This is a genomic window from Halomonas sp. PGE1 (assembly GCF_013000985.1).
GTDB lineage: Bacteria > Pseudomonadota > Gammaproteobacteria > Pseudomonadales > Halomonadaceae > Halomonas > Halomonas alkalicola.
This window is the reverse complement of record NZ_CP053032.1, coordinates 1,105,907-1,128,930: the sequence shown is the minus strand read 5'-3', so window position 1 is coordinate 1,128,930 and position 23,024 is coordinate 1,105,907. Positions and strand designations below refer to the sequence as shown.

Below are 23,024 nucleotides of genomic sequence, written 5' to 3'. Positions count from 1 at the left end.
GGCGGCGACCGGCGATGGCGCGAGTATAGCAGCGCCGGCAGCCCGGCAGAATCGCGGCTCAGCCGGGAAGGCTGCCCTCCAGCTCGAGAAGCCGACGCTTGAGCGCCAGGCCACCGCTGTAGCCGCCCAGCCCGTCGGCGGCTACCACCCGGTGGCAGGGAATCAGCAGCGGCAGCGGATTGGCGCCGTTGGCGGTGCCGATGGCCCGCGCCGCCCCCTCGCGGCCGAGCCGGCGCGCCAGCTCGCCGTAGGTGCGTGTCTCGCCCCAGGGGATGCGCAGCAGCGCCGACCACACCTCACGCTGGAAGTCGCTGCCGCCGGGCGCCAGGGGCAGGCTGAAACCATGGCGCCGCCCCTCCAGGTAGGCGAGCAGCTGGTCACGGGCCTCGGCCAGGGCGTCATCGTCGCGACGAGCCGCCTCGGGGTCGGGCTCCCCTTCGGCGGCCAGGGTGAGCCGGCACAGCCCCGCGGGCTCAGCGCACAGCAGGATCTCGCCGAGGGGGGAGGTAAAACGGGTAAAGATCATCGGTCCTCCTGGACTCCCGCCTGACGCGCGACAGATTGCCGCACGGCCAATGGCTGGTTCGCAACGCTAAAGGCACTCTACTACCATAGAGCAGCGAACTCCTCAGGGCAGCCCCTGTCGGAGCAAGAGGTGGTTCACCACCCAGAGACATAGATAGAAAGAGAAAGAAGAACAGGAACTCTTCCTGCAACCGTGACGAAAAGGAGATCCCATGGCCAACCATAGCCGTCGTGACTTCATGCGCAACAGCCTGCTGGGCCTCGCCGCCCTGCCGCTGGGCGCCGGCATCCTCTCCAAGACCGCCTTCGCCGACACCCTGCCGCGCCTCGATCCGGAAAGCGACCAGGCCCAGGCCCTGAACTACGTCGAAGTCGCCGAGGACGCCGCCGATCACCCGGCCTACGAGGATGGCGAGGTGTGCGACAACTGCATGTTCTGGCAGGCCGACAGCGAAGGCTGCCAGCTGTTCCCGCAGAACAGCGTCGAGCCCAAGGGATGGTGCCAATCCTGGACCGCCCAGGCCTGAGCCCACGAGCGGCGAACCCTTCGCCGCCCCTGTACACGAAACCCGCGCCTCGGCGCGGGTTTCGTCGTTTCAGGTCCTGTCGTTCAAGGGATGGCGGCGGCCTCAGGTCCTGGCCGCCTCGTCCGGCAGCGGCCACTGATAGCGCCGCACCACTTCGTCTCCCTCCATCGACTCCAGCGTGACCGGAAAGCCCCACAGCTGGTGCAGGTGGCGAATCACCGGGTAGACGCTGCGCGCCAGGGGACGACGGCTGTCCTGGACGTGGCGCAGGGTCAGCGAACGATCGCCGCGGATATTCGCCGAGTAGACCTGGATATTGGGCTCGCGCAGCGACAGGGCGTACTGGGTGGCCAGCGCCTCCCGGACCCGCCGGTAGCCGCGCTCGTCATGGATGGCGCTGACCTCGAGCATCTCCTCCTGGTCGTCGTCCACCACCATGAACAGCTTGAGGTCGCGGATCACCTTGGGCGACAGGAACTGCTGGATGAAGGATTCATCCTTGAAGTTCTTCATGGCGAACTCCAGGGTCTCCCGCCAGTCGCTGCCGGCGATATCCGGAAACCACTGGCGATCCTCCTCCGTCGGGGCCTCGCACAGGCGCCTGAGGTCGCTGAAGATGGCGAAACCCAGCGCATAGGGATTGATCCCGCTGTACCAGGGGCTGTCGAAGGCGGGCTGATGCACCACCGCCGTATGGGACTGCAGGAACTCCAGCATCAGCCCCTCGTCCACCAGGCCCTCCTCATAGAGGCGGTTCATCAGGGTGTAGTGCCAGAAGGTCGCCCAGCCCTCGTTCATCACCTGGGTCTGGCGCTGGGGGTAGAAGTACTGGGCCAGCTTGCGCACGATGCGCACCACCTCGCGCTGCCAGGGCGCCAGCAGCGGCGCATTCTTCTCGATGAAGTAGAGCAGGTTCTCCTGGGGCTCGGCGGGGTAGCGCCCGCCCGCGTGCAGCCCCAGCGGGTCCTCCTCGTCGTGATCGCCGGCCAGCACACCCGCGGGCGCCCGCCCGGGGATGGTGCTCCACAGGGTGTTGACCTGGGACTGCAGGTACGCCTCGCGCTCCTTCTGGCGGCGCGACTCCTCGGCGGCGGAGATCGGCGAGGGGCGCTTGTAGCGGTCGACGCCGTAGTTCTGCAGGGCGTGACAGGCATCCAGCAGCTGCTCCACCGCGGCCACGCCGTGGCGCTCCTCGCACTCGGCCACGTACTGCCGCGCGAACATCAGGTAGTCGATGATCGAGCTGGCATCGGTCCAGGTGCGAAACAGGTAGTTGCCCTTGAAGAAGGAGTTGTGACCGTAGCAGGCGTGGGCCATCACCAGCACCTGCATCATCAGGGTGTTCTCCTCCATCAGGTAGGCGATGCAGGGGTCGGAGTTGATCACCAGCTCGTAGGCCAGGCCCATCTGGCCACGCCGATAGGCCTGCTCCACCGCCAGGAACTGCTTGCCGAAGGACCAGTGGTGGTAGCCCACCGGCATGCCGACGCTGGCATAGGCATCCATCATCTGCTCGGTGGTGATCACCTCGATCTGGTTGGGATAGGTGTCGAGGCGATACTCATCGGCCAGCCGGGCGATCTCGCGCTCGAATTCGGTCAGGGTCTCGAAGTTCCAGTCGGAGCCGGTGGCAATGGGCTTGCGTCGTGTCATGGTCCCTCCTCGGCGCCGCGTCGGCGCTCAGCCGCCAGCGGCGCGCCGCTTGAACAGCTCGCGAAACACCGGATAGATGTCCCCGGCCTCGACGATCTGGCGCATGGCGAAGCGCGACGGAAACTCGGCGGCCACCGTCTCGTATTCCTCCCATAGCGCCTGGTGGGCATGGGGGGTGATCTCCACGTAGGTGTAGTACTGCAGACGCGGCATCAGGCGCTTCAGCAGCAGGTCGCGGCAGGCGACGGAGTCGTCGTCCCAGTTGTCACCGTCCGAGGCCTGGGCCACGTAGAGGTTCCACTGGCCGGGGGGATAGCGCTTGGCGATGATCTCGTCGACCAGGGTCAGGGCGCTGGAGACGATGGTGCCGCCGGTTTCCCGGGAGTAGAAGAACTCCTCCTCGTCCACCTCCTTGGCGGCCGTGTGATGACGCACGAAAACCAGCTCGACCTTCTCGTAGCTGCGCTCCAGGAACAGGTAGAGCAGCAGGAAGAAGCGCTTGGCGATGTCCTTGTGGGCCTGGGTCATGGAGCCCGAGACGTCCATGATGCAGAACATCACCGCCTTGCTGGAGGGCATCGGCTGGTTGACCAGGTTGTTGTAGCGCAGGTCGAAGGTATCGATGAAGGGCACCGCCTCGAGGCGCTTCTCCAGGCGCTCGATCTCCACCTTGAGCTCGGCAATGCGCGCCGGGTTGCGCAGCACCGGGTCCTTGCTCTCCTCGACCTCCAGGGCCTCGCGCGCCTCGCGCAGGGCGCGGCGGATGGGCGCCCGCATGGCAATGCGTCGCGCCTGGGCCTCGCGCATGGAGCGCACGATATTGATCCGTGCCGGCACCCCCTCCTTCGACACCCCCGCCCGCACCGGCCTCACCTCGTCGAGGTCCACCAGCGCCTTGCGCTCCAGGTGGGGCAGCTCGAGGCCGTCGAAGACGAAGTCGAGGAACTCCTCGCGGGAGAGGGTGAAGGCGAACTCGTCCATGCCCTCGCCCTGGTCGGAGGCGCTGCCCTCCCCGGCCCCGCCACCGCCCCCGCCGCCGGGGCGACGCAGGCGGTCGCCCTCGACGAATTCGCGGTTGCCGGGCGCCACGATACTGCGCCTGCCCCCCGGGCCATGCTGGAACACCGGCTCGGAGATATCCCGGCTCGGGATCGACACCTTCTCGCCGCGCTCCATATCGGTGATGGAGCGGCGGTTCACCGCCTCCTCCACGGAGCGCTTGATATGGGTGCGATAGCGGTCGAGGAAGCGCTGCCGGTTGACCGCGCTCTTGTGCTTGGCATTGGCCCGTCGATCGATGAAATAGGTCATGGAAGACCTCCTCGGCCTACTGCGACTTGCGCACCCGCAGGTACCACTCGGAGAGCAGGCGCACCTGCTTCTCGGTGTAGCCCCGATCCACCATCCTGGCCACGAAGTCCTCGTGCTTCTTCTGGTCCGCCTGGGAGGCCTTGGCGTTGAAGGAGATCACCGGCAGCAGCTCCTCGGTGTTGGCGAACATCTTCTGCTCGATCACCCCGCGCAGCTTCTCGTAGGACTGCCAGCTCGGGTTCATGCCGTTGTTCTGGGCCCGGGCCCGCAGCACGAAGTTGACCACCTCGTGGCGGAAGTCCTTGGGATTGGAGATGCCGGCCGGCTTCTCGATCTTCTCCAGCTCCTCGTTGAGGGACTGGCGATTGAACAGCTCGCCGGTCTCCGGGTCGCGGTACTCCTGGTCCTGGATCCAGAAGTCGGCGTAGGTGACGTAGCGGTCGAAGATGTTCTGACCGTACTCGGAGTAGGACTCCAGGTAGGCCGTCTGGATCTCCTTGCCGATGAAGTCGACGTAGCGCGGCGCCAGGTACTCCTTGATGTAGCGCAGGTAGCGCTCGAAGGTCTCGCGGGGCAGCTGCTCCTGCTCCAGGCGCTTCTCCAGCACGTAGAGCAGGTGCACCGGGTTGGCCGCCACCTCGTGGCTGTCGAAGTTGAACACCTTGGAGAGGATCTTGAAGGCGAAGCGGGTGGAGAGCCCGTCCATGCCCTCGTCGACCCCGGCGGTATCGCGATACTCCTGGATCGACTTGGCCTTGGGGTCGGTGTCCTTGAGGTTCTCGCCATCATAGACGCGCATCTTCGAGTAGACGCTGGAGTTCTCCGGCTCCTTGAGCCGCGAGAGCACCGTGAACTGGGCCAGCATGCGCAGGGTATCCGGGGCGCAGGGCGCCTGGCTGAGCGAGGAGTGCTCGAGCAGCTTCTGGTAGATCTTGACCTCCTCGGAGGCGCGCAGGCAGTAGGGCACCTTGACGATATAGACGCGGTCGAGGAAGGCCTCGTTGTTGCGGTTGTTGCGGAACGCCTGCCATTCGCTCTCGTTGGAGTGCGCCAGCACGATGCCCTCGAAGGGGATCGCCCCCATGCCCTCGGTAGGGTTGTAGTTGCCCTCCTGGGTGGCGGTCAGCAGCGGATGCAGCACCTTGATCGGCGCCTTGAACATCTCGACGAACTCCATCAGGCCCTGGTTGGCGCGACACAGCCCCCCTGAGAAGCTGTAGGCGTCGGGGTCGTCCTGGGAGTACATCTCCAGCTGACGGATATCCACCTTGCCCACCAGCGAGGAGATGTCCTGGTTGTTCTCGTCGCCGGGCTCGGTCTTGGAGATGGCGATCTGGTTGAGGCGCGAGGGGTAGAGGCGCACCACCCGGAACTGGGAGATGTCGCCGCCGTACTCCTTGAGGCGCTTGGCGGCCCAGGGCGACATCACGCTCTTCAGGTAGCGCCGCGGAATGCCGAACTCCTTCTCGAGCAGCTCGCCATCCTCCTCGGGGGAGAACAGGCCCAGCGGCGATTCATAGACCGGCGAGCCCTTGATGGCGTAGAAGGGCACCTTCTCCATCAGCAGCTTGAGGCGCTCGGCCAGCGACGACTTGCCGCCCCCCACGGGGCCCAGCAGGTAGAGGATCTGCTTGCGCTCCTCGAGGCCCTGGGCGGCGTGGCGGAAGAACGACACGATCTGCTCGATCGCCTCCTCCATGCCGTAGAACTCCGAGAACGACGGGTAGCGGCGGATGACCTTGTTGGAGAAGATCCGCGACAGCCGTGGATCCCTGGCGGTATCGATCACCTCGGGCTCGCCGATGGCCTCGAGCATCCGCTCGGCGGCAGATGCGTAGGCCGATGGCTCCCGTCGACAGAGTTCCAGGTACTCCTGCAGGGTCAGCTCCTCCTGCTGGACGCGCTCGTAACGGTTCTGCACATGGTCGAAGATGCTCATCGATGCCTCCTTAAAGCCCGATGATTCGGCGCCTGGTTCGTCCGGGGCGCCCCGGGTCGTGGCAATCACAGCGTAGGACAGTCCGGCACAGCATTAGCGGACATCGAATCAACGCTGGACCTTATCCCCTAAGAGCCTGTGGACGACCAAGGGTTCGTTGGCAGGGAGGCAGTTTTGCCAACGCAAGATGGCGAGGGCCCGCCGAGACGTCTCGGCGGGCCCTGGAGGGAGGCACGAAGCACTCGGGCAAGGATCTAGAGGGCGGCTGCCACCCGGGTGCCCTGATCGATGGCGCGCTTGGCATCCAGCTCGGCGGCCTCCTCGGCGCCGCCGATCAGGTGCACCTCGATGCCCGCCCCCTGCAGCGGGTCGAGCAGCTCGCGCACCGGCTCCTGGCCGGCACAGACCACCACGCTGTCGACCGCCAGCAGGCGGACCTCGCCCTCCTGGCGGAGATGCAGGCCGTCATCGTCGATGCCCAGGTACTCACAGCCGGCCAGCGTCTCGACGCCACGGTGCTTGAGGGAGGCGCGATGCACCCAGCCGGTGGTCTTGCCGAGACCCTTCCCGGGCTTGGAGGCCTTGCGCTGCAGCAGGAAGACCTGGCGTGGCACCTCGGGGCGGCGCGGCGCCTTGAGCCCGCCCGGCATGGCGACCGAGAGATCCACGCCCCACTCGTCGCACCAGGCCTCGCGGTCCAGCGACGAGGACGCGCCCTGGGTGAGCAGCTCCGCCACATCGAAGCCGATCCCGCCGGCGCCGATGATCGCCACCCGCCGCCCGACCCGCTCCGGGTGCAGGATCGCCGTGGGATAACCCATCACCTTGGGGTGGTCACTGCCGGGAAGCGCCAGGGCGCGCGGGCGCACCCCGCTGGCCAGCACCACCGCATCGAAGGCGCGCAGCGCCTGGAGATCCGCCTCGCAGCTGAGGCGCACCTGCACCCGGTGCCTGTCGAGCATCACCCGGAAGTAGCGCAGGGTCTCGTCGAACTCCTCCTTGCCGGGGATACGGCGCGCGTAGTTGAACTGCCCGCCCAGCTCGGAACCGCGCTCGAACAGGGTCACCGCATGGCCACGCTGAGCAGCGGTCACTGCGGCCGCCAGCCCCGCCGGACCGCCCCCCACCACGGCGATGCGCCGCGGCGCGCGGGCGGGCTCGATCACGAGCTCGGTCTCGTGGCCGGCGCGCGGATTGACCAGGCAGGAGGTCGCCTTGCCCTCGAAGGTATGGTCCAGGCAGGCCTGGTTGCAGGCGATGCAGGTGTTGATCTCCTCGGCCCGGCCCTCGGCGGCCTTGGTGACCCAGGCCGGGTCGGCCAGGAATGGGCGCGCCATGGAGACCATGTCCGCATGACCCTCGGCCAGCACCCGCTCGGCCACCTCCGGCATGTTGATGCGGTTAGTGGTGATCAGCGGCACCGAGAGCTCGGCCTTTAGCCGGCGGGTCACCTCTGTGAAGGCCGCCCGCGGCACGCTGGTGACGATGGTCGGCACCCGCGCCTCGTGCCAGCCGATACCGGTATTGATCAGGCTGGCGCCGGCGGCCTCGATGGCGCGCCCCAGGGCCACCACCTCCTCATGGGTGCTGCCCTCCTCCACCAGGTCGATCATGGAGAGGCGGAAGATGATCAGGAAATCGTCGCCCACCGCCGCGCGCATGCGCCGCACGATCTCCACCGGGAAGCGGATGCGATTCTCGAAGGCCCCGCCCCAGGCATCATCGCGCCGGTTGGTGCGACGGCAGACGAACTGGTTGATCAGGTAGCCCTCGGAGCCCATCACCTCCACGCCGTCGTAGCCGGCCTGCTGCGCCAGGCTGGCACAGCGCACATAGTCGGCGATCTGCTGCTCCACCTCGTCGGCGGAGAGCTCCCGAGGCGTGAAGGGGTTGATGGGCGCCTGGATCGCCGAGGGGGCCACCAGCTCCGGCGAATAGGCGTAGCGCCCGGCATGCAGGATCTGCAGGCAGAGACGCCCGCCCTCGGCGTGAACCGCCTCCACCAGGCGGCGATGATCGGGCAGCTGCGCCTCCCGCTCCAGGGTGGCGGCGCCCTGGAAGACGGCACCCTCGGGGTTGGGGGCGATGCCGCCGGTGACGATCAGCGCCACCCCCTCCCGGGCCCGCTCGGCATAGAAGGCGGCCAGGCGCTCGAAGCCGCCGGGTGCCTCCTCCAGGTTGGTATGCATGGAGCCCATCAGCACCCGATTGGGCAGCGTCAGGTGGCCCAGCGTCAGGGGACGGAAGAGATGAGGGTAGGCAGTCACGGCATGCTCCTTGTTCTTGATCCAAATTCAAACAACTGTATGACAGCGGGCGCGAAGGCGCAAAGCCCGATGCAGGAAACGGCAGAGGAACAAGGGGGCAGGAACGAGGGAGGAGGCAGAATCGAGTAGGAGGGGGAGTCGCCTCCCCCGTCCTCTCACACCACCGGGCATACGGTTCCGTACCACGGCGGTTCACGAAGAACGACTAAGCCCTCTTGACCGTATCGAGTACCGAGATCAGGCCCTGCTGCTCGAACCATTTCCGTGGCAAGGCCTGATTCATGTGCGAGGCGCCGGCGTTCCACCAAGGGCCTCGCCCGTTTCCCGCTGACTTCCACGCCCGATGGTCGTCCAGACCCAGCGCCCGTAGCTTGCGGCGCCGTGTCCGCGGGCGTTTCCATTGCCGCCAGATCACGCAACGCAGTCGGCGACGTATCCAACCCTCCAGCACTTCCAGCGGGCGCTTTACGTCGACGAAGGAGAAGTAGTTGGCCCAGCCCCGCAGGACCGGGGTCAACTCTTCGATAACGCGCCGTATGTTGCGCCCCCTGCCACGCTTGAGGATCTCGCGGACACGCTGCATCAGGCGCTGCAGGCTGGTCTTGGCCAGCGTCAGCTTCGGCCGCTTGTGCCGGGTCAGCGTGTAGCCCAGATACCCCCGGTGCCAGGGTCGATCCACCGCACTCTTGTTGCGATTGACCGTCAGCCTGAGTGAGCTCTCGAGAAAATCACTCAGACTGGCCATGACGCGCTCGCCCGCTCGCCGACTCCTGACATACACCTGCAGGTCGTCGGCATAGCGGCAAAAGCGGTGGCCGCGGCGTTCCAGTTCCTTGTCCACGTCATCCAGCAGGATATTGGCCAGCAGCGGGCTGAGTGGTCCGCCCTGGGGCGTGCCCTGCCGGCGTGGCGCGACCAGGCCGTCCTGGAACATCCCGGCTTCCAGATAGCGCCGGATCAAGCGCAACGCTCGCTTGTCGCGGACGCGGCGCGCGACCCGCGCCATCAGCAGGTCGTGATTCACCCGGTCGAAGAAGGCTTTCAGGTCGAGGTCGACCACCCAGCGGTGGCCGGCGGTGACATGGGCCTTCATCGCCGAGACGGCCTGCTGGGCACTGCGCCCGGGCCGATAGCCATAACTCGATGCGGAGAACCCCGGATCGAAGATCGGCGTCAGCACCTGCAGCAGCGCCTGCTGGATCAGCCGGTCAGTGACCGTGGGGATGCCGAGCTGTCGCGTCCCGCCCTTGGGCTTGGGGATCTCGACGGCTCGGACTGGACTGGGGTGGTACTCACCGGCCAGCAACCGCTCGCGCAGCGTTGGCCAGCATTCCTTCAGGTGGTCGGCCAGCTGGTGGACCGTCATGCCGTCGGCACCCGGCGCCCCCTTGTTGGCGACCACCCTTCGGTAAGCCCGCTCCATGTTGGCCTTATCTACCACGGCCTCCATGAGCGGGGCGGGCTCCGCTTTCGTCCACGATGACGACGCCGGGATCGTCTCGACGCCCACCGGCTGGGACTCGGGGTTCCGCCCCTGCCCCTCTGGGTGGGTGGCGGTATCAGCGCCACTTTCTGCCTTCATGATCGATCCTCGAGACATCATCGCCTACTCGCGGTTCTTCATGTTCGGCCCTTGGTGCCGCGGTGAACCAGCACTTACTATGGCCTCTGCTGACGTCTGGTGGCCCATCCCGTCGCCTCTCGGCGCCGGTAGCACCGTGGCAGACCACCAGACCTCCCAGGGTAAGACGCGCGACCTTCCTCCCATCTACCCGCCGCATTTACCTCCACATCTTCCGGATAGCTATTGGGCTTCGAGTGTCATTGCCCTCTCGCCCAGATGTGGCTGCCTCATATGCGATTCCTGTTCGTCAGGCCGGGAGTTTGCCTTCAGCTTCCTTCAGATTCCGCCTCGCGGCGGACACCCTTGCTGTTCGGCTAGCGGTTCCCGCTATCAGGGTCCGCAGGGGACTTTCACCCCCAAGTCATCCCGAGGCACCACCCTCGGGAACAGCACCTATCGGTGCTACGCGCCATGCCTGGCGCACAACGACGAAGCCCCGAGCGGCTGGGCTCGGGGCTTCGAGAAGTCGTGTGCATGAACATGCACGGGCAGAAACACTTGCAGCAGTTGGCGGACCGGACGGGACTCGAACCCGCGACCTCCGGCGTGACAGGCCGGCATTCTAACCAACTGAACTACCGGTCCGCGTGGTGGGTGATACCGGATTCGAACCAGTGACCCCCAGCATGTGAGGCTGGTGCTCTAACCAACTGAGCTAATCACCCACGTGAACTGCAAAGCGTGCTGCAACTTTCTACTGCTGTCAGGCCATCATCGTGGCGGACCGGACGGGACTCGAACCCGCGACCTCCGGCGTGACAGGCCGGCATTCTAACCAACTGAACTACCGGTCCGCAAGATGACACCTGGCGAAAACACGTTGGCGGACCGGACGGGACTCGAACCCGCGACCTCCGGCGTGACAGGCCGGCATTCTAACCAACTGAACTACCGGTCCGCTGCGTGCTTTCTACGTGATCCACGACCGCCCGAGGGCAATGGTGGGTGGTACAGGGTTCGAACCTGTGACCCCCAGCTTGTAAGGCTGGTGCTCTCCCAGCTGAGCTAACCACCCCTGGTCACGTGGCGCTGCATTCTACAGGGGTGCCGGCCAATGTCAACGCTTTTTGCCCACCCCCTCGGCAACCACCATTTGCCGGCATTTCATCGACTTGCCCCTCGACAAGCCCAAGGTCAGGCGTGCTCGGCCATGAACCCGGCGATCGCCTCGGCGGCCTCGTCGATCAGCGATACCTGGGTACGCCCGCTGGCGCGCCGCGGCTGCCAGTCGTGGTCGCCATCCTCGAGCAAGTGGACCCGGGCACCACCCAGGTCGTAGCCGGCGATCTCGTCGCGGCTGCCGAAGGGGTCGCGGCTGCCCTGCACTACCAGGGTGGGAGAGGCAATCAGCGGCCAGTGGGCGAGACGCAGCGACTCTGGCTTGCGCGGCGGATGGAAGGGGTAGCCGCACAGGATCAACCCCGGGGCACCATCGCGGGCCGCCAGCAGGCTCGCCACGCGGCCGCCCATGGACTTGCCGCCGAGCCACAGCGGGGGAAGCGCATGGGGTGTCAGAATGTCGCACCAGCGGGCCAGCTCTTCCACCAGCCGCTCGACCCGCGGGGGTGGCCGACGGCGCGCCTCGCGGCGCATCTGTTGCAGGTAGGCGAACTCGATGGCCAGGGTCTGGACCCCGCGCTCGGCCAGGGCATCGCGGAGGCGTTCCAGAAACGTGGAATCCTGGCCGGCGCCCGCGCCATGGGCCATCAGCAGGCGTCCGACACGGGCCTCGCCGCGCACTTCCAGAGGGCCCTCGGGCAACTGCCAGCGGCCACGCTCCCCCTCGAGCAGGCGCTCGCGACAGAGGACCGAGGTAATGGGCTCGTAATCCTGAGCGGCATAATGTGACAAGGGATCTCCCCGTGAGTTCTCCGACTACACCGATTGGCGTGTTCAGGATTGAGGCGGGCTGCGATAGAATCCCGACCGTCTTGACCTGCATCATCCTGGGGGCGCTGGGTCCGTGGCAAACTGACGCAGCTTCAAACCCGCTACCGCGTTCGATGGGAACCTGACATGAGCACAGCACTTGAACACCCGACCTACAACTACAAGGTAGTTCGGCAGTTCGCGATCATGACAGTAGTGTGGGGCATCGTCGGCATGCTCCTCGGCGTCATCCTCGCCGCACAACTGGTATGGCCGCAACTCAACCTCGATCTGCCCTGGACCAGCTTCGGCCGCCTGCGGCCGCTGCACACCAATGCCGTGATCTTTGCCTTCGGGGGTTCCGCGCTGTTCGCCACCTCCTACTACGTGGTTCAGCGGACCTGTCAAACCCGCCTGTGGTCCGATAAGCTGGCCGCCTTCACCTTCTGGGGCTGGCAGGCGGTGATCCTGTCCGCGGTGATCACCCTGCCGCTGGGCTACACCACCACCAAGGAGTACGCCGAGCTGGAGTGGCCGATCAACATCCTGATCGCCGTGGTGTGGGTCACCTATGCCCTCGTCTTCCTGATGACCATCAAGCAGCGCAAGACCTCCCACATCTACGTGGCCAACTGGTTCTTCGCCGCCTTTATCCTGACCGTCGCGGTGCTGCACATCGTCAACAACGCCGCCATCCCGGTCACCGCCATGTACTCGGTCTCCATCTACGCCGGCGCCATCGACGCCATGGTGCAGTGGTGGTACGGCCACAACGCGGTGGGCTTCTTCCTGACCGCCGGCTTCCTGGGGATGATGTACTACTTCGTGCCCAAGCAGGCCGAGCGTCCGGTCTACTCCTACCGTCTCTCCATCGTGCATTTCTGGTCGCTGATCATGGTCTACATGTGGGCCGGGCCGCACCACCTGCACTACACCGCCCTGCCCAACTGGGCCCAGTCGCTGGGCATGGTGATGTCGATCATCCTGCTCGCGCCCTCCTGGGGCGGCATGATCAACGGCATGATGACCCTCTCCGGCGCCTGGCATAAGCTGCGCACCGACCCGACCCTGCGCTTCCTGGTGGTGGCCCTCTCCTTCTACGGCATGTCCACCTTCGAGGGACCGATGATGGCGGTGAAGACCGTCAACGCCCTCTCCCACTACACCGACTGGACCATCGGTCACGTGCACGCCGGCGCCCTGGGCTGGGTGGCGATGATCACCATCGGCTCCATGTATCACCTGATCCCGCGCCTGTTCGGCCGCACCGAGATGCACTCCGTGGGCCTGATCGCCGTGCACTTCTGGCTGGCCACCATCGGCACCGTGCTCTATATCGCCTCCATGTGGGTCAACGGCATCCTGCAGGGCCTGATGTGGCGCGCCATCAACCCCGACGGCACCCTGATGTACACCTTCATCGAGTCCGTCGAGGCCAGCGGCCCGGGCTACATCGTGCGCCTGATCGGCGGCCTGTGCTGGGTCGTGGGCATGCTGATCATGGCCTACAACGTCACCATGACCGTCAAGCGCGGCGAAGGCGCTCGTCAGCCGCTTCCGCAGACTGCCTGAGCCAACCGGGGATACCGACACCAATGAAACACGAGATTGTCGAAAAGAACGTTGGCCTGCTCGCCGTGCTGATCCTTGTCGTCATCAGCTTCGGCGGCCTGGCCGAGGTCGTGCCGCTCTTCTTCCAGAAGCAGACCACGGAGCCGGTGGACGGGCTGCGTCCGCTCTCGGCCCTGGAGCTGGAAGGCCGCGACATCTATCGCCGCGAGGGCTGCGTCGGCTGCCACTCGCAGATGATCCGCCCGTTCCGCGCCGAGACCGAGCGCTACGGCCACTACAGCGTGGCCGGCGAGTCGGTCTACGACCACAACTTCCTGTGGGGCTCCAAGCGCACCGGCCCGGACCTGGCCCGCGTCGGCGGCCGCTACAGCGATGACTGGCACCGTGCCCACATGTACAACCCGCGCGACGTGGTGCCCGAGTCGATCATGCCCGCCTACCCGTGGCTCTTCGAGCGCACCCTGGACGGCAGCAGCACGCCGAGAAAGATGGAGGCGCTGCGCATGGTAGGCGTGCCCTATACCGACGAGGACATCGCCAACGCCACCCGCGAGGTGCGCGGCCAGCAGGAAATCACCGCGCTGATCGCCTACCTCCAGCAGCTCGGCACGGTACTCGAGGGAACCCGCTGAGCATGGATACCGGGACTTTCCGCGGCATTATCACCGGTCTGCTGATCGTGGCCTTCCTCGGCATCACCTGGTGGGCCTACTCGAAGCGGCGCAAGCCGGATTTCGACGAGGCGGCCCACCTGCCCTTCGCCGATGATGATGAGCAACCGAACCGTGACAGGAGCGCCTCGCCGAACGGGGCGGATTCCCGCAAGAGCAAGGGAGACAGGAACACATGAACAATCTCTGGGGTGACTCCCTTTCCGGGTTCTGGAGCGCCTGGATCATCGTCATCACGCTGGGCTCCATCGGCCTTGCCTTCTGGCTGCTCTACGCCAACCGCAAGACCGACAAGATCCCCGACGCCGATGGCAACATCGAGACCACCGGACACGCCGCCGATGGCATCGAGGAGTACGACAACCCGCTGCCGCGCTGGTGGTTCCAGCTCTACGTGGGCACCGTGATCTTCGCGCTGGGCTACCTGGTGCTCTACCCCGGCCTCGGCAACTTCGCCGGCGTGCTGGGCTGGACCCAGGAGGGGCAGTGGGAAGAGGAGGTCGCCCGCGCCGAGGAGCGCTTCACGCCGATCTTCGCCCAGTACCAGGAGATCCCGATCCCCGAGCTGGCTCGCGATGCCGACGCCATGCAGGTGGCCGAGCGCATCTACCTCAACAACTGCGCGGTGTGCCACGGCTCCAACGCCCAGGGCGGCTACGGCTTCCCCAACCTGACCAACGACGACTGGCTCTACGGCGGCGAGCCCGAGCAGATCCTCCATACACTGGTGCGTGGGCGTAATGGCCTGATGCCCTCCTGGCAGCAGCTCGGCGAGACCAACATCGAGAACGTCACCCAGCATGTCCTCGCCCTCTCCGGCCTGGAGCATGACGAGGAGCGCGCCGAGCGCGGCGCCGCCACCTACGCCTCGGTCTGCGCGGCCTGCCACATGCCCGACGGCACCGGCAACCAGGCGCTGGGTGCGCCCAACCTGACCAACGACATCTGGCTCTACCAGGCGCCCGGTCAGAGCGTGGCGGACTCCGTGCGCCAGACCCTGCGCAACGGCCGCAACGGGCACATGCCGGCCCAGGCAGCCTACATCGGCGAGGAGCGCGTCCACCTGGTGGCCGCCTACGTCTACAGCCTGCGCTTCCGGGACTGACCCGAGAGCCAGGAACCAGCGAAAGGGTGCGGCGTCAGGTCGCACCCTTTCTCGTTGGACCGGCGACTCGATACAATGAGCGCCGCAAGATCAGCGCCGCCCCCCTCCCCTCCCTGCCGTGAGCCTGCCATGAGTGACAAGATCTCCGTTCGCGATGTCACACCGTCACCGGTCGAGCACCATGTGCCCGGCGCCACGGTGCAGCAGGAGATGTACGCGAAGCGTCGTCATATCTACGTGCGGGAGATCAAGGGGCTTTTCCAGCGCGTGAGGCGCGGCGCCAACTGGGCCCTGATGCTGCTCTTCTTCGTGATGCCCTGGGTCCCCTGGGGGGACCGTCCGGCGATCTGGTTCGACCTGCCCGGACGCGAGTTCCATATCCTGGCCGCCACCTTCTATCCCCAGGAGTTCATGCTGCTCTCCTGGCTCTTGATCATCTGCGCCTTCGGGCTCTTCTTCATCACGGTGTTCGCCGGCCGCGTCTGGTGCGGTTACACCTGCCCGCAGAGCGTCTGGACCTTCCTGTTCATCTGGTTCGAGCACCGCCTGGAGGGGAGCCGCCACCGGCGCATCAAGCTCGACAACCAGCCCATGAGCGCCGACACGCTGTGGCGCAAGGGTGCCAAGCACGCCATCTGGCTGGTCATCGCCCTGGCCACCGGGGTGACCTTCGTCGGCTACTTCACGCCGATCCGCGAGCTGGTGATCGACCTGCCGACCCTGCAGGCCCACGGCTGGTCCTACTTCTGGACCGGCTTCTTCCTGGTGTTCACCTACCTCAACGCCGGCTGGCTGCGCGAGCAGGTGTGCATCTACATGTGTCCCTACGCCCGCTTCCAGTCGGTGATGTTCGACCGCGACACCCTGATCGTCTCCTACGACACGGCGCGCGGCGAGCCGCGCGGGGCGCGCAAGAAGACGCTCACCCACGAGCAGGCCCGGGCCGCCGGCCACGGCGACTGCATCGACTGCGACCTCTGTGTGCAGGTCTGCCCCACCGGCATCGACATCCGCGACGGCCTGCAGTACGAATGCATCACCTGCGCGGCATGCATCGATGCCTGCGACAGCGTGATGGACCGCATGGGCTACCCCCGCGGCCTGATCCGCTACACCACCGAGAACGCCCTGGAGGGCAAGCCCACCCATATCCTGCGGCCACGCCTGATGGGCTACCTGGCGGCCCTGCTGGTGATGATCGGGGTCTTCGCCTGGGCCGTGGCCGACCGCATGCCGCTGGGCTTCGAGGTGGAGCGCGAGCGTACCCAGCTCTACCAGCTGACCCGCGAAGGCCGGCTGAGCAACGTCTATGTGCTGATGGTGCGCAACCTGGACGGCCAGGAACACAGCTATCGCCTGGAGGCCTCGGGCCTGCCGGGGCTGACCCTGGACACCGAGCGCCTCACGGTACCCGCCGGCGACAGCCGCCGCGCCGTGGTGACGATCACCGCCGACCCGGCGGTGATCGAGCGCCCCAGCCACCCCATCACCCTGCGCATCGAGGCCGATGACCACCCACGCATCGCCATGGAGCGCGAGACCCGCTTCATCGGCGAGATCCGGAGATGACATGTCCCACCCCGTGCCCCCCTGGTACAAGCAATTCTGGCCCTGGTTCCTGATGGGCCTGCTGATGCTCTCCATCAGCGTCAGCTCGACCTTCGCCTACCTGGCCGTGAAGAGCGCCGACGGCATGGTGCAGGAGGACTACTACGAGCACGGCCGGGCCATCAACATGGTACTGGCCAAGCAGGAGCGTGCCGCCGAACTGGGCCTTTCCGCCAGCCTGCGCATCGACCCGCTCACCAGCGACGTGATCCTGGACCTGGAGGGGGGCGACGGCTTCCCCGAGAGGCTCGACTTCGAGCTGATCTTCCCCACCCAGGACGATCGCGATATCGAGCTTACCCTGGAACACGTGCGCGACGGTCGCTACCTCGGCCAGGCCCCCGACAACCTGCGCTACCGCTGGTACCTGCAGGTTCAGCCCCAGGGTGACGCGCCCGAGTGGCGCCTGGTGGGCGAGGGACGCTTCCCCGAGGAGGAGGCCGTGCGCCTGACTCCCGGCCGGGCCGCGCCCGACACCGACTCCTGACATGCCTGAGCGGCGAGGTATCCTGCGCCCATGAGTGACGCCGTCGCTGTCGGCTCGGCAGAGTGCTACCACTGCGGCAGCCGGGTCCCCCCCGGCGCCCCTTGGTCGATCACCCTCGATGACACCCGCCAGCCGCTCTGCTGCCCCGGCTGCGAGGCGGTGGCCCACGCCATCGTCGACGGCGGCCTGGAGAGCTACTATCGCTTCCGCACCGAGCTTCCGGAGCGCCCCGACGAACACAACAGCGTGCGTTCCGAGACCTGGGCGGTGTTCGACGACCCCGGCCTGCAGCGCCAGTTCGTGCATGCGGAGGGCGACGACAGCGGCCGGGTCCACGCCACCCTGGCGGTGGACGGCATCACCTGTGCGGCCTGCGCCTGGCTGATCGAGCACCGTCTCAATGCCATCGAGGGGGTCGACTCCAGCGCGGTCAACCTCAGCCACCACCGGGTGCGGGTGAGCTGGGACCCCGAGGCGGTCAAGCTGTCGCGACTGCTGGCCGAGATGGCCGCCATCGGCTACCAGGCCCAGCCCTACGAGCCGGACGAGGCCCAGGCGCGCCTGCAGCACGAGGAGCGCATGAACGTGCGCCGGCTGATCATCGCCGCGGTGGGCATGGCCCAGGTGATGATGTTCTCCATCCCCATCTACGTGGCCGGCCCCGAGGGCATCAGCGAGGACTTCCACGCCCTCTTCCACTGGCTCTCCTTCGCCCTGACCACCCCGGTGGTGTTCTTCTCGGCGGCGCCCTTCTTCCGCAACGCCGTGCGCGACTTGCGCACCCGGGTGCTGGGCATGGACGTGCCGGTCTCCCTGGCCATCGGTTTCGCCTACACCGCCAGCGGCTATGCGGTGATCACCGGCAAGGGCGAGGTCTACTTCGACTCGGCGGCCATGTTCACCTTTTTCCTACTCTTCGGGCGCTACGTGGAGGCCCGGGCCCGACGCCGCAGCGGCCACAGCGGCAACGCCATGGCCGGCGCCCTGCCGCTCTCGGCCATTCGCCTCACCGACGAGGGCGAGGAGCGCATCCTGCCGGCCAGCGAGCTGACCGCCGGCGACCGCGTGCTGGTCAAGCCCGGCCACGGCGTGCCCGCCGACGGGATGATCGAGGACGGCGAGTCGAGCCTCGACGAGTCCATGCTCACCGGCGAGTACCTGCCGGTGACCCGGCGCCTCGGCGACACCGTCACCGGCGGCAGCCAGAACATCGAGAGCCCCCTGGTGGTGCGCGTGACCCACGCCGGGCGCGACGCTCGCGTCGCCGGCATCGTCGACCTCACCGATCGCGCCTTCGCCAGCCGCCCGCGTCTGGCTCAGATGGCCGCGCGCATGGCCCACCTATTCGTGCTGCGCCTGCTGGTGGTCACCGCCGTGGTCACCATCGCATGGTGGTTCATCGACCCGGCGCGCATGCCCTGGATCATGCTCTCGGTGCTGGTGGTCACCTGCCCCTGTGCCCTGGCACTCGCCACCCCCACCGCGCTCACCGCCGGCCACGGCCAGCTGCGCCGCCGCGGCGTGCTGGTGACCCGCGCCGATGCCATCGAGTCGCTCTCCCAGATCGACCGGGTGATCCTCGACAAGACCGGCACCCTGACCAGCGGCCAGATGACGCTGGTGGAGACGCGCCCGCTGGCCGGCCTCGACGCCGAGCGGGCCCGCACCCTGGCGGCCGCCCTGGAGGCGCGCTCGGAGCACCCCATCGCCCGCGCCTTCCATCCCTACCGGCTGGCTACGGTGCACGCCTCCGAGGTGGCCAGCCGCACCGGCCAGGGCCTCGAGGGCATCCTCGACGGTCGACGCTGGCGGCTCGGCAAGGCCGAGTTCGCCGCTCCGGACGCGACGCCCGCCGCACCCGGCGAGGGGCAGTGGCTGCTGCTCGCCGAGGAGGGCGAGCCGCGGGCCTGGTTCGCCCTGCAGGACCGGGTGCGCGAGGATGCCGCCGACACCGTGGCGGCGCTCAAGGGACTGGGCCTCGAGGTCGAGCTGCTCTCCGGTGACACCCCCGCGGCCGCCGGCGACCTCGCCCGACGCCTCGACATCCCCACCTGGCGCGGCGGTGCCACGCCCGAGGAGAAGCTCGAGCGCATCCGCGAGTGCCAGGCGGCCGGCGAGAAGGTGGCCATGGTGGGCGATGGCATCAACGACGTGCCGGTGCTGGCCGGCGCCGACGTGGCCATCGCCATGAATGGTGCCACCGACCTGGCCCGCACCAGCGCCGATGCCATCCTGCTCAGCCCGCGCCTGTCACGCATCGTCGAGGCGGTCGAGATCAGCCGCGCCACCCGCCGGGTGATGCGCCAGAACATGATCTGGTCGGTGTGCTACAACTTCACCGCCATGCCCATCGCCGCCGTGGGCCTGGTGCCCCCCTGGCTGGCCGCCATGGGCATGTCGGCCAGCTCCCTGGTGGTGGTGGGCAACGCCCTGCGTCTCAACCGCTTCCGCAGCCGCGCCATGCCCGCCGCCACCCCCCTGCCCACGCCATCCCCTGAACCGAGCCGGGTGACCCCATGAGCATTCTCTACTTGCTGATCCCGCTGTCGCTGATCCTGCTGGGCCTGGCCGTCTGGGCCTTCTTCTGGGCGGTGAAAAACGACCAGTTCGAGGACCTGGAGGGCCCCGCCCACCGCATCCTCTTCGACGAGGACGAGAACGACCTGCCCCCCGAGGAGCGCCAGCGCCGCCGCGAGGCCCGCGAGCGCGCCGCCCAGGAGCGCCGCAACACCGACCCGGAGCCCTGATGGATCCCACCGGACTCGGCCTGCCACCCCTCGCGGCGGCCTTCGTCTTCGGCCTGCTCGGCGGCGCCCACTGCATCGGCATGTGCGGCGGCATCATGAGCGCCCTGACCTTCGCCGTGCCCCCCAGCATGCGCTCCCCGGCGCGCCTCGCGGGCCTGCTGCTGGGCTACAACCTGGGGCGCATCGCAAGCTACATGGTGGCCGGCGCCCTGGTCGCCGCCCTCGGCACCCTGCTCAGCCTCACCCCCGGCATGCGCATCGCCCTGCAAGGCCTTGCCGCCGTCATGCTGATCCTGATGGCGCTCTATATCGCCGACTGGTGGAAAGGGCTGCTGCGGGTCGAGGCCGCGGGCAAGCGCCTGTGGCGCCACCTGGAGCCGGTGGGCAGGCGGCTGATGCCGGTGGTGAGGGTCCCCCAGGCCGTGGCGCTGGGTGCGGTCTGGGGCTGGCTCCCCTGCGGGCTGGTCTACTCGATGCTGGCCTGGAGCCTAGCCACGGCCGACCCCCTCAAGGGCGCCGCCCTGATGGGCGCCTTCGGCCTCGGCACCCTGCCGGCGCTGCTCGCCACCGGCCTGGCGGCGCGCCAGCTGGGGGGGCTGATTCGCCACCGGGCCACCCGCAGCATCGCCGCGCTGTCGATCATCGCCTTCGCCCTGTGGCAGCTGTGGCTGATGCTGCCCGCTCAGGGTCACGGCTGATTCGGCACTATTCCACGCCGGATTGACGCAGCTCAACGCCGCCGGCGTCTAGCCGCCCTAGCATGGAGAGCACATCCATAGCCGGGAGCGCCGTCATGCCCGTTCAGGCGAAACGCAACGATCGCGCCGGGCCATCCTGGACTGCCGGAGGCAGGCCCTCGATGCAGTACCATGACCACGACGGATCGCACTACCTCACCTACCCCGACGCCGCCCGCCTGGCGACGGGGGACGGCCCCGCGGCGCTGACCCGGGCCCTGGCCGAGCGCTCCCCCGGCGCGCCGCTGGCGCTGCACGTGCGCCTGCCCTTCTGCCGGCAGGCCTGTCGCTTCTGCGCCTCCCAGCGGGTGCCCTCACGGGACAGCCGCCAGGCCGAGCCCTACCTCACGCGGCTCGACCGCGAGATGGTGCTGGTGAGCCGCCTGCTGGGCCGCCTCCCGGCCGTGCAGCGCCTGCACTGGGGCGGCGGTGCCCCCGCCTTCCTCTCGCTGGACCAGATGGGCGACCTGTTCGACCGCCTCGACGCCCGCTTCGGGCTGTCCGGCGCCCGAGGGCGCGACTTCAGCATCGAGATCGACCCCCGCGAGGCCGATGTCTTCACCCTGCGCCACCTTCAGGCGCTGGGCTTCAACCGCCTGAGCCTCGGCGTCCAGGAGCTCGACCTGCGCGTCCAGAAGGCGATCAACCGGGTCCAGCCCCGGGTGCTGACCGAGTCCCTGGTGGACGAGGCCGAACGCCTCGGCTTCCACTCCCTCAACCTCGACCTGATCGTGGGCCTGCCGCTGCAGACCCCCCGGGGCTTCGGCGAAACCGTGGAGCAGGTGATCGCCATGACCCCGGCGCGCATCACCCTGCGCCGCTACGCCCACCTGCCGGAGCGCTACCGCCCCCAGCGCGAGATCGACGCCGAGGATCTGCCCGACGCCGCCACCCGGCTGGCGATCCTCGAGGCGGCTCGCGAGCGGCTAGATGACGCCGGCTACGTGCACATCGGGCTCGGCCAGTTTGCCCGCCCCGATGACAGCCTGGCCCAGGCCCTGGGGGAGGGTCGCCTGGCCCGCGGCCTGCAGGGCTACACCCACTACCCGCCCGGCGACCAGCTCGGCCTCGGGGTCGCCGCCCTCAGCCGGGTCGGCGATACCCTGGCCCGCAACGCCCTGAGCCTGGCCGACTACGAGGCGGCGCTGGACGCCAGCCAGCTGCCCGCCAGCGCCGGCTACCGGCTGGACGCGGTCGAACGCCTGCACCGGGATGCCATCGAGGCGCTCGCCTGTCGCCGCGAGCTGGATCTGGCCGCACTCTCGCAGGCCCATGGGCTCGACGCCGGCGCGGCCCTGGCCGGTGCCCTCGAGCGCCTCGCCCCCTTCTGCCGGGCGGGGCTGCTCGAGCGCCACGGCCAGTGCCTGCGGGTAACCCCCGACGGGCTCTGGGGCCTGACCCACCTGCTCGCCGCCTTCGATCCCCAGGCCACCCCGGTGGCGTAAGCCAGGCCGGGCGGGCCTACCTCCTTGGAGGTGGTTTGCCCTGCCCGAAGTTTCCTCCATAATGGTCGACATGATCATGATCAAGGAGGAGGCGGCCATGCCCGATAGCCTGACCGGACGGCGGCGCTCTGTACTGCACGAGACTCGCTGCCAGACCTGCAGCCTGAGTTCGCTCTGCCTGCCGCTGGCCCTCGAGGTTCAGGACATGGACCAGTTCGACGCCATCATCCGACGGCGCGCGCCCCTCAAGAAGGGCGAGACCCTGTTCCGCCAGGACAGCCCCTTCACCAGCGTCTATGCGGTGCGCTCGGGCAGCCTCAAGCAGGTGACCACCGAGGGCAGCGGCGACGACCAGCTAACCAACTTCTACCTGCCCAGCGAACTGGTGGGGCTGGACGGCATCGACGAGGAGCAGTATCCCGGCACGGTCGTGGCCCTGGAGACCACCACCGTGTGCGAGATCCCCTTCGATCGCCTGGACCAGCTGTCGGAGTCCCTGCCCGAGCTACGCGGCCAGCTCTATCGCAGCATGAGCAAGGAGCTGCGCGACGACCGCCGCATGATGCGCCTGCTCTCTCGCAAGACTGCCGACCAGCGCCTGGCCAGCTTCTTCACCAGCCTCTCCGACCGCTTCCGCCGGCGCGGCTACTCCCCCTACAGCTTCCGGCTCTCCATGTCCCGGGCCGATATCGGCAACTACCTGGGCCTGGCGGTGGAGACCGTCAGTCGCATCCTGGGCCGCTTCCAGAGCCAGGGCCTGGTGGAGGTCTCGGGCCGCGAGGTGCATATCCTCGACCTGGAGTCACTGATCCTGGTCGCCGAGGAGGAAGGGGCCAAGTAGCCCCGGGCCGCCTGGCCTGAACCCCTCACACAGAAACCCCCATCAGGCGAGTGCCCGATGGGGGTTTCTGGTTGTCGAGCCATGAGTTCCCGAACC

At 67.7% G+C, this 23,024-nt stretch carries 19 protein-coding genes and 5 tRNA genes; 12 read left to right on the top strand and 12 right to left on the bottom strand.

Annotated features, from left to right (window positions below):
• Positions 1 to 58 precede the first annotated feature (58 nt).
• Positions 59 to 526 (bottom strand): methylated-DNA--[protein]-cysteine S-methyltransferase, encoded by a 468-nt coding sequence (locus tag HIR79_RS05355; RefSeq protein ID WP_169957537.1) that lies wholly within the window; start codon positions 524 to 526, stop codon positions 59 to 61.
• Positions 527 to 737: 211 nt separating this feature from the next.
• Between HIR79_RS05355 and HIR79_RS05350 the strand changes: the two genes are divergently transcribed.
• On the top strand, positions 738 to 1,052 hold the full coding sequence (locus HIR79_RS05350; protein ID WP_110068491.1) for a high-potential iron-sulfur protein: 315 nt from the start codon (positions 738 to 740) through the stop codon (positions 1,050 to 1,052).
• A gap of 102 nt (positions 1,053 to 1,154) precedes the next feature.
• Here the strand turns inward: HIR79_RS05350 and HIR79_RS05345 are convergent, their stop codons facing one another.
• The 11 genes from HIR79_RS05345 to HIR79_RS05295 all read right to left on the bottom strand — a co-directional run bounded on the left by HIR79_RS05345 (position 1,155) and on the right by HIR79_RS05295 (position 11,697).
• On the bottom strand, positions 1,155 to 2,705 hold the full coding sequence (locus HIR79_RS05345) for a SpoVR family protein (RefSeq protein ID WP_169957536.1): 1,551 nt from the start codon (positions 2,703 to 2,705) through the stop codon (positions 1,155 to 1,157).
• A gap of 27 nt (positions 2,706 to 2,732) precedes the next feature.
• On the bottom strand, positions 2,733 to 4,016 hold the full coding sequence (locus HIR79_RS05340) for a YeaH/YhbH family protein (RefSeq protein ID WP_110068489.1): 1,284 nt from the start codon (positions 4,014 to 4,016) through the stop codon (positions 2,733 to 2,735).
• A 16-nt stretch (positions 4,017 to 4,032) separates the two neighbouring features.
• On the bottom strand, positions 4,033 to 5,955 hold the full coding sequence (locus HIR79_RS05335; protein WP_110068488.1) for a PrkA family serine protein kinase: 1,923 nt from the start codon (positions 5,953 to 5,955) through the stop codon (positions 4,033 to 4,035).
• Positions 5,956 to 6,209: 254 nt separating this feature from the next.
• Complete coding sequence (locus HIR79_RS05330) at positions 6,210 to 8,222, bottom strand: FAD-dependent oxidoreductase (protein ID WP_169957535.1); 2,013 nt, start codon at positions 8,220 to 8,222, stop codon at positions 6,210 to 6,212.
• A gap of 205 nt (positions 8,223 to 8,427) precedes the next feature.
• A complete protein-coding gene (gene ltrA / locus HIR79_RS05325; RefSeq protein ID WP_211620692.1) occupies positions 8,428 to 9,804 on the bottom strand; it encodes a group II intron reverse transcriptase/maturase in 1,377 nt (458 codons plus the stop codon).
• A gap of 550 nt (positions 9,805 to 10,354) precedes the next feature.
• A tRNA-Asp gene (locus tag HIR79_RS05320) sits at positions 10,355 to 10,431 on the bottom strand.
• A gap of 3 nt (positions 10,432 to 10,434) precedes the next feature.
• Positions 10,435 to 10,511 (bottom strand) — tRNA-Val (locus HIR79_RS05315).
• Positions 10,512 to 10,563: 52 nt separating this feature from the next.
• Positions 10,564 to 10,640 (bottom strand) — tRNA-Asp (locus HIR79_RS05310).
• Between the two features lie 27 nt (positions 10,641 to 10,667).
• A tRNA-Asp gene (locus HIR79_RS05305) sits at positions 10,668 to 10,744 on the bottom strand.
• Positions 10,745 to 10,785: 41 nt separating this feature from the next.
• A tRNA-Val gene (locus HIR79_RS05300) sits at positions 10,786 to 10,861 on the bottom strand.
• Between the two features lie 119 nt (positions 10,862 to 10,980).
• Positions 10,981 to 11,697, bottom strand: coding sequence for an alpha/beta family hydrolase (locus HIR79_RS05295; RefSeq protein ID WP_249322256.1), 717 nt, complete (start codon positions 11,695 to 11,697; stop codon positions 10,981 to 10,983).
• A gap of 165 nt (positions 11,698 to 11,862) precedes the next feature.
• On the opposite strand from HIR79_RS05295, the gene ccoN reads away from it, so the two are divergent.
• From ccoN to fnr, 11 genes are all read left to right on the top strand, one after another.
• Positions 11,863 to 13,287 carry a cytochrome-c oxidase, cbb3-type subunit I gene (gene ccoN / locus HIR79_RS05290; RefSeq protein ID WP_119021970.1) on the top strand — a complete coding sequence of 475 codons (1,425 nt, stop codon included), beginning with the start codon at positions 11,863 to 11,865 and terminating at the stop codon, positions 13,285 to 13,287.
• 23 nt (positions 13,288 to 13,310) lie between these two features.
• Entirely contained in the window at positions 13,311 to 13,919 is a 609-nt protein-coding gene (gene ccoO / locus HIR79_RS05285) for a cytochrome-c oxidase, cbb3-type subunit II (RefSeq protein WP_110068485.1), read from the top strand.
• A gap of 2 nt (positions 13,920 to 13,921) precedes the next feature.
• Positions 13,922 to 14,137 carry a cbb3-type cytochrome oxidase subunit 3 gene (locus HIR79_RS05280; RefSeq protein WP_110068484.1) on the top strand — a complete coding sequence of 72 codons (216 nt, stop codon included), beginning with the start codon at positions 13,922 to 13,924 and terminating at the stop codon, positions 14,135 to 14,137.
• Positions 14,134 to 15,063 (top strand): cytochrome-c oxidase, cbb3-type subunit III, encoded by a 930-nt coding sequence (ccoP, locus tag HIR79_RS05275; RefSeq protein WP_169957534.1) that lies wholly within the window; start codon positions 14,134 to 14,136, stop codon positions 15,061 to 15,063. Before HIR79_RS05280 ends, ccoP begins: the two co-directional genes overlap by 4 nt.
• Before the next feature lie 129 nt (positions 15,064 to 15,192).
• Positions 15,193 to 16,632 (top strand): cytochrome c oxidase accessory protein CcoG, encoded by a 1,440-nt coding sequence (gene ccoG, locus HIR79_RS05270; RefSeq protein ID WP_169957533.1) that lies wholly within the window; start codon positions 15,193 to 15,195, stop codon positions 16,630 to 16,632.
• Between the two features lies 1 nt (position 16,633).
• Complete coding sequence (locus HIR79_RS05265; RefSeq protein WP_169957532.1) at positions 16,634 to 17,158, top strand: FixH family protein; 525 nt, start codon at positions 16,634 to 16,636, stop codon at positions 17,156 to 17,158.
• A 30-nt stretch (positions 17,159 to 17,188) separates the two neighbouring features.
• Entirely contained in the window at positions 17,189 to 19,678 is a 2,490-nt protein-coding gene (locus HIR79_RS05260; protein ID WP_169957531.1) for a heavy metal translocating P-type ATPase, read from the top strand.
• On the top strand, positions 19,675 to 19,905 hold the full coding sequence (gene ccoS / locus HIR79_RS05255; protein WP_169957530.1) for a cbb3-type cytochrome oxidase assembly protein CcoS: 231 nt from the start codon (positions 19,675 to 19,677) through the stop codon (positions 19,903 to 19,905). Before HIR79_RS05260 ends, ccoS begins: the two co-directional genes overlap by 4 nt.
• Positions 19,905 to 20,603, top strand: coding sequence for a sulfite exporter TauE/SafE family protein (locus HIR79_RS05250; RefSeq protein WP_169957529.1), 699 nt, complete (start codon positions 19,905 to 19,907; stop codon positions 20,601 to 20,603). The genes ccoS and HIR79_RS05250 overlap by 1 nt, the downstream gene beginning before the upstream one ends.
• A gap of 161 nt (positions 20,604 to 20,764) precedes the next feature.
• Positions 20,765 to 22,087 (top strand): oxygen-independent coproporphyrinogen III oxidase, encoded by a 1,323-nt coding sequence (gene hemN / locus HIR79_RS05245; RefSeq protein ID WP_169957528.1) that lies wholly within the window; start codon positions 20,765 to 20,767, stop codon positions 22,085 to 22,087.
• A gap of 97 nt (positions 22,088 to 22,184) precedes the next feature.
• Complete coding sequence (gene fnr / locus HIR79_RS05240) at positions 22,185 to 22,928, top strand: fumarate/nitrate reduction transcriptional regulator Fnr (protein ID WP_169957527.1); 744 nt, start codon at positions 22,185 to 22,187, stop codon at positions 22,926 to 22,928.
• The last annotated feature ends 96 nt before the right edge of the window (positions 22,929 to 23,024 follow it).